Here is a 6452-nt window from a genome sequence, read left to right as displayed (position 1 = left end):
GGTCCAGGTGTCGTCGGCCTGCTCGGGCCGGCGGTGGGCGATGGACTCCAGCGAGGCGAGAGAGACCTCATCGGCGCTCGGGTAGCGGAAACAGACCCGGTCGAACTCGATCTCCGGGACGCCGGCGGTCCGAAGGTCGTCCGGCTCCCCGGTGGCGGCCCGCGCGGAGACGAGCGGCTTCAGGTCCAGGACCTCGAAGACCCTGTCGAAGCTGACCAGGGTGGTCACCGCCGTCGTCTGCAACATCGACAGCTGGTCGATCGGGTCGTAGAGCCGCATCAGCAGGGCGACCATGGCCACCAGGGTCCCGAGTTCCAGCGTGCCGTCGATGTCGCGGACCCGGCCCGCCTTGCCGGCGAACAGGCCGGACTCGTCCTCCGGGCGGCCGTAGAGCTTGGCGAGCATGGCACCGGCCACGTTGAACCGCTCGTTCGCCATCGAGCCCATCTCGGCCTCCAGCCGCATCCGCTCCCTGGTGAGCCGCTGCAACCTGCTCGCGATGAGACGCGTCGGCAGGAGGAAGAACGGGATGATGAGGAGAGCCACGAGGGTGATCTGCCAGGACAGGTAGAACATCGCGGTGAGCACGAGGATCAGGGTGAGAACGGTGGACGTCGCCTGGGAGAGCAGGCTTGTCAGGGCTTCCCTGGCCCCGATGACGTCGTTGTTGAACCTGCTGACGAGTGACCCGGTCTGCGTGCGGGTGAAGAACGCCAGAGACTGCCTCTGCACATGCGTGAACACCGTGGTGCGCAGGTCGTAGACCACTCCCTCGCCGATCCGCCCCGAGGCCCAGGCGTGCAGGTACATGGCCGCCCCTTCGAGCAGGGTCACTGCGACCATGACCCCGCACAGCCACAGGAGTATGTCAAGGCGCCCGGGCAGGATGCCCTCGTCGATGATGAACTTGAGGATCAGCGGGCTCGACGCTGTGATGGCGGCCACGGTTACCGTGGCCAGCATCAGCAGGGCCATAGGCCCCCGATACCTCGTGGCGTACGGGACGATCCGCCGCAACGTTCCCCGCTTGACCCGCTGGCGGGTGATCGAGTCGTCGAAGCGCACCCCCGCCTGGCCTTCGGCCTTGCGTTTTCTTGCCATGAAGACCTGCCTCGCGCTAGTGATTGGTGTCAGTGCCGGCCCGGCTCCCCGGGTCCGTCCAGCCGCCGACACGACTCCGCAGCGCCTCACTCTGGCACTGTGCGCGTGAATTGATCAATAGTGCTCATTGAAAGTGTCTCACCAGCTTGCCGGAAGAGTTCGTGTTCTTTGCGTGAACTGCCGGTAATCGGCTGCCGAGCCATAACTTCCGGAAAGCTATTTGAATCGTCAATGGAATACGCGTGGGCCGTGCCATCGGTCCCGGTGTCGACGGCCGGTGACGTTTCCTCCGGTGCGGGCCCGGCTCAACCTAGTGCTCCGTTCCTCAACGGAGGTTGCGAACGCGCTGCGGGAAAACCGAGATTGCCGGGCCCGCCTTCCTGATGCCAGGACCGGGGCGGATCTGCACTTCCGGTAAGGAACATCGCGTTAAGTCGCTCTTGGGCGGAAGGTTCGGTTGCGACCGACAGGCTGCCGGTGATTACCGTTAGTGTGCCGTTTTGGCTGCTCGTCTCCGGCTGGACGGGGAAACGCCGCCCAGGCGCCGTTGCGTGGGGCGGCTTGCGGGCTGGCTGCGGGCCGATGAGATGATCCGCTGGCGTCCGCTCAGCGGCGCCGTTCCACCGGCCCGGCGGGAGAAACGGGAGTCCGGACGCAGTTTCGGAGGGCCGAATTCACGGTGCCTGCCCGAGTGCCCCAGCCGCGACCGTGGTGGCCGTCACGCCGGTTGGCGCGCTCGTCGCGGCGGGTGCCGTGGCCGGCACCGCACGGGCTGCCGGACCCGGCCGGAGTCAACACCTCAGCCATGGTCTTCCCGGGGAACGCGGCGGATCGGGGTCTCCGTGCTCGACCCGCTCTACAAGGCGGCCCGCGGGAGCCGCGCCGTGGTTCACGGCCGCCGCCCTCCTCTTTTTGATCTTGGAATTCACGTCAGAGGGAGCATGTAACGGCCGTCCTCATTTCGCGACGCCACATCCACTAGCTGGGAAAACCGGTACGCGTCCTCCCATGGACTTAACCGGCGAACCACAGTAGCTTTTTCGCGAAAGATCTTTACGTATAGCGGGTCGGTGGGGTGCAATTAGTCCGTTAAGGGGTACCTCCAAATTTCGGAGATAGTCACCCAGCGAATGACTATCTACACACGGGGTTAATCAATGCATCAGTCAGAGGTCGAAAAGCTCATTCCAGAGGGTAAGCCCACGATCAGAAACTCCAGCGACGTCCTTGTGTCGGCCCAGGCCCTGAAGCCAAGAACCACACCGATCCCGATCGCGGCCCTTCTCCCCGGAGAGTCCCCTCGCTCCGCGGGACCGGATCAGGAACATGTCGCCCGGCTGGCCGAGATCGACGGGCCATTGCCCGCCATCCTCGTCCGGCGATCCGACATGCACGTAATCGATGGAATGCATCGCCTCCTGGCGGCCCTGGTTCGAGGGCAGGAGACCATCGATGTCGAATTCTTCGAAGGCACTATGGAAGACGCTTTCCTACGGGCGGTTCAGGCCAACATCGCGCACGGCCTGCCGTTGTCGCAGGCCGATCGGTACGCGGCCGCCACCCGTATTATCGCGTCGCATCCACAGATGTCGGACCGGGCCATCGCGCGGGCTTCGGGCTTGGGGGCCAAAGCCGTCGCCTCCATCCGCCGCTGTTCAACTGGCGCCGGGCCGCAGTTGAACGCGCGCATTGGCAGCGACGGGAGGATTCGCCCGCTGAGCAGTGTCGAGGGACGGTGGCGGGCCGCCGAGATGATGGCCGAGAATCCGCAGGCCTCACTGCGGGAGGTGGCCCGGACCGTGGGGATATCACCGGCCACCGCCAGCGACGTCCGCAAACGCATCCAGTCCGGCAAGCTTCCCGCGGCGACACGGTTGGACACCGAACTTCCCGAGGAGCTGGCATCGACGCCCGAGGCCGCTCCGGAGGTCGATGCCACCATCGCGTCTCCCGCCCAGGAAGGACAGCTGAGACACGAACGAAAAGCACCGCCGGCACTGCCGGATCCCGCCATGGTTGTCGAGAAACTGTTGCGAGATCCGTCGCTGCGTCTCAAGGAGGAGGGACGAAATCTCTTACGGCTTCTGCAACAGAACGCGACGGCGGAGTGGAACCATCTGACCGACGCTGTACCGTCCCACTGCGGGGCGCTGATCGGAAACTTGGCGCGCCACTACGCAGCGACCTGGCTGGACTTCGCGCAGCATCTCGACGAGCGTGAGCGGTCCGTCTCCCACAAGACGGCCAGCTGACTGTTCATTCCGGCCTGAGCACTCCTGCTTCGGTCGCGCACAAGACGGCCAGCTGACCGTTCATTCCGGCCTGAGCACTCCTGCTTCGGTCGCGTCCACGGAGGTGGCAGGCAGGTTTCCGCCGCCGGCCGACGTACGCCTCGGGTCACATCGGGACGAACGTCGTCTCCATCGCGAGGCGCCTTCATGGCGGATGGGTTGCTGTCCGTCCGTCCGGTGGGCATACCCGCCCTCGTCGTCCTCGCCGTGCTGATTCCGGCGAGGACGACGGCCCGTCCCGCCATCGCCGGAGCGCCGCACGAGGAGCGACGACCCGTTCGCGGGCGCCGGCCGCCGGCTCCGGCTCATCCTGCCCCCGGCCGCATCGGCCCATCCGGGCTGCCGGCAGGCGATCCTCGCGGACAGGGGCCCTCGAAAACAGAGGATCCCCCTCCGGCCCGCTAATCGGTGCGCGTCGAAGGGAGGATCCGCCTCGTCCCGCTAGTTCTGCGCCATGGCCTCGATCAGGCTCTTGGGGCGCATATCGGTCCAGTTCTTCTCGATGTAGTCGAGGCATTCCTGGCGCGGCGCCTGCCCGAAGACCGGCTTCCAGCCGTCGGGTACATCGACGAAGATCGGCCATAGCGAGTGCTGGCCCTCCTCGTTGACCAGGACCAGGTAGTCGGCGTCGGAGTCTTCGAACGGATTCGTCACCACGTCATCCTTTCTCGGGTACACGATGTGGATCGCGTCGGTGGCGGACAGCGGCCGGCTCAGGATCCGGCTGATGCCGTTCTCTACGCTCGGTGGCTGCTCGCACACCGGCCGATCCCACTAGATCCACTATGACCCAGGGCCTGTTCGGCCAGTCAACAATGGCTCGTGATCACACGCCCGGCCAAGTCCGGCCGCGCGTTCAACCGCGTCCGGATGCCAGTTGAACGGTGCGAGGGCGGGGCGACGCGGAGCTGCCCTTGATCGGCTTGCGGGCACGGTGCGATGGTGAGGAACAAGCCGTTGCCTGGACCGGCCCGACGACAGCGACCGCCGGCTCGCCGGCGAGGGCCGGGAGAGCACAGGAGCGGGGCCGTCCTCTGGTCGCGGACGGCCCGTGCCCGCCTGCCGCTTTCCTACGACGACCAGAAGACCCTCTTGCACACGATCACCAGTGACGAGGATGTGCCATGCCCTTCTTGAGCACCAACGGGATCCGGCTCTCCTACCAGCGCTTCGGCCAGGGAGAGCCCGTACTCCTCATCATGGGTTCAGGAGCCGCGGGCCATGTCTGGACGATTCACCAGACACCGGCGCTGTGTCAGGCGGGATACGAAACGGTCATTTTCGACAACCGGGGCATCGGCGCGTCGGACGCGCCTCCCGGGAAGTACTCGCTCGCCGACATGGTCGCCGACACCAAGGGACTGATCGAGGCCCTGGAACTCGGACCGTGCCGCATCGTCGGGATCTCCATGGGTGCCATGATCGCCCAAGAACTCGCCATCGAATCACCTCACTTGGTACGCTCCGCGGTGCTGCTCGCCACCAGGGCACGATCGGACGCGATGCGACGGGCGCTCACCGCGGCGGAGCGGGTGATGCGTGATAGCGGTATCCGGCTGCCCTCCCGGTACGAGGCCGTCAGGACCGTGCTTGAAATGCTCTCCCCGGCGACACTGAACGATGATTCCGCCGTCGCGTCCTGGCTGGACATCTTCGAACTGACCGGCGACAGCAACACCGCTGACGGGCAGGCGTGGGTCGGTCATACCGCCGATCGACGCGAGGCGCTACGCGGGATAACCGTGCCGTGCCGGGTGATCGCCTTTGCCGACGACCTGATCTGCCCACCGCACCTGGTCGCCGAGGTGGCCGAGGCCATTCCCGGCTGTGACTTCTTAAAGATCCCCGACAGCGGGCATCTCGGGAACTTGGAGCGCCCCGAAGCCGTCAACACCGCGATCATCGAGTTCCTCGACAAATACTGATGTTCACCACGAAGGCGAGGCAGGCATCCATGACGCCCAGGGGTAGCCTCGGCAAGGGGGCGACACGGTTGCGCCACGACGGTGACCCGGCGGCCCACAAGGGGGTCAAGCGAGGGACCGTACGGCGTATCGTCCCGTACGCCACGCGCCGCCGCGGGCCATTGATCCTGTTGTTCGTGCTCACCGTCGTCAACGCGCTGATCATGGTGGGCACCCCGCTGCTCCTCAAGGTGATCATCGATGACGGCATCGTGCCCCGCCGCATCGACATGGTGGTGTGGCTGTGCGTGGCCGTGGCGGGCCTGGCCCTGCTGAGCGCCGCGGCGACGTACGTCGCGGCCTGGTGCTCGGGCCGGATCGGCGAGGGGCTGGTCTACGACCTGCGCACCACGGTGTTCACGCATGTGCAGAAGCAGCCCCTGGCGTTCTTCACCCGAGCTCAGACCGGTGCCCTCGTCAGCCGGCTCAACTCCGACGTCAACGGGGCCCGGCAGGCTCTCACCATCCTGCTGACGCAGTCGGTGTCGACCGTCCTGACCCTGCTGCTGGTGCTCGGGGCGATGTTCTACCTGTCCTGGCAGATCGCCATGAGCGGTTCAACGTGGCCGGTGCCATGCTCGCCAAGCTCTACGGCCGCCCGGAGGACGAGTCCGGCCTGTTCGCCGGCAAGGCGGGCCGGGTCCGCGACCTCGTCGCCATACGGGTGATCTACGGGCGGTTGCTCATGATCCTCCTCACCGTCCTCACCGGGTTCACCACGATCCTGGTTTACGGCCTGGGCGGCAGCCTGACCATCGACGGCACGCTGGAACTCGGGACCCTGGTGGCCATGGTCGCTCTGCTGATGCGGCTCTACGGCCCGATCAACGAGCTGTCGACCATGCAGGTGACCGTGATGACGGCCCTGGTCAGCTTCGAACGGGTATTCGAGGTTCTTGATCTGCTGCCGCCGGTTACGGAGCCAGCCGACCCCCGGCGGCTGCCCGCGGGCCGGCTCGGGGGCGAGGGTGAGGAGGCTCCGGAGATCGAGTTCGATCGGGTCTGTTTCCGCTACCCGAGCGCCGATGAGGTCTCTCTCGCCTCGCTGGAGTCCATCGCCCACCGCCGGCCCGAGCAGGCCGACGACACCTGGACC

At 66.3% G+C, this 6452-nt stretch carries 6 protein-coding genes; 4 read left to right on the top strand and 2 right to left on the bottom strand.

The genetic code is table 11. The features are described 5' to 3' along the window. The coding region (locus IG98_RS0143305) for an ABC transporter ATP-binding protein (RefSeq protein ID WP_169750303.1) at window positions 1–1101 on the bottom strand (1101 nt) is incomplete at its 3' end. Between the two features lie 1157 nt (window positions 1102–2258). Between IG98_RS0143305 and IG98_RS0143300 the strand changes: the two genes are divergently transcribed. After that, window positions 2259–3353 carry a ParB/RepB/Spo0J family partition protein gene (locus IG98_RS0143300; protein WP_084196088.1) on the top strand — a complete coding sequence of 365 codons (1095 nt, stop codon included), beginning with the start codon at window positions 2259–2261 and terminating at the stop codon, window positions 3351–3353. Between the two features lie 480 nt (window positions 3354–3833). Here the strand turns inward: IG98_RS0143300 and IG98_RS0143295 are convergent, their stop codons facing one another. Next, window positions 3834–4046, bottom strand: a complete 213-nt coding sequence (locus IG98_RS0143295) for an MbtH family protein (RefSeq protein WP_030926250.1) — start codon at window positions 4044–4046, stop codon at window positions 3834–3836. 470 nt (window positions 4047–4516) lie between these two features. On the opposite strand from IG98_RS0143295, the gene IG98_RS0143290 reads away from it, so the two are divergent. From IG98_RS0143290 to IG98_RS52975, 3 genes are all read left to right on the top strand, one after another. Further along, complete coding sequence (locus IG98_RS0143290) at window positions 4517–5317, top strand: alpha/beta fold hydrolase (protein ID WP_030926249.1); 801 nt, start codon at window positions 4517–4519, stop codon at window positions 5315–5317. Continuing rightward, the gene (locus tag IG98_RS52980) at window positions 5317–6024 is read left to right on the top strand and encodes an ABC transporter transmembrane domain-containing protein (protein ID WP_051753714.1); all 708 of its coding nucleotides are present in this window, start codon (window positions 5317–5319) and stop codon (window positions 6022–6024) included. Before IG98_RS0143290 ends, IG98_RS52980 begins: the two co-directional genes overlap by 1 nt. Then, window positions 5931–6452 (top strand): 6TM ABC transporter family protein (locus IG98_RS52975; protein WP_483855315.1); only part of this gene is annotated, 522 nt, incomplete at its 3' end. The genes IG98_RS52980 and IG98_RS52975, both read left to right, overlap by 94 nt.

The organism is Streptosporangium amethystogenes (assembly GCF_000721075.1).
Taxonomy (GTDB): Bacteria; Actinomycetota; Actinomycetes; order Streptosporangiales; family Streptosporangiaceae; genus Streptosporangium; species Streptosporangium amethystogenes.
The sequence above is the reverse complement of the archived record's forward strand: the minus strand, read 5'-3'. Positions and strand labels throughout refer to the sequence as shown.

Coding starts and splice junctions, on each gene's coding strand:
- IG98_RS52980 (WP_051753714.1), top strand. CDS start 5,317: ATGTTCACCACGAAGGCGAGGCAGGCATCCATGACGCCCAGGGGTAGC.
- IG98_RS0143290 (WP_030926249.1), top strand. CDS start 4,517: ATGCCCTTCTTGAGCACCAACGGGATCCGGCTCTCCTACCAGCGCTTC.
- IG98_RS0143300 (WP_084196088.1), top strand. CDS start 2,259: ATGCATCAGTCAGAGGTCGAAAAGCTCATTCCAGAGGGTAAGCCCACG.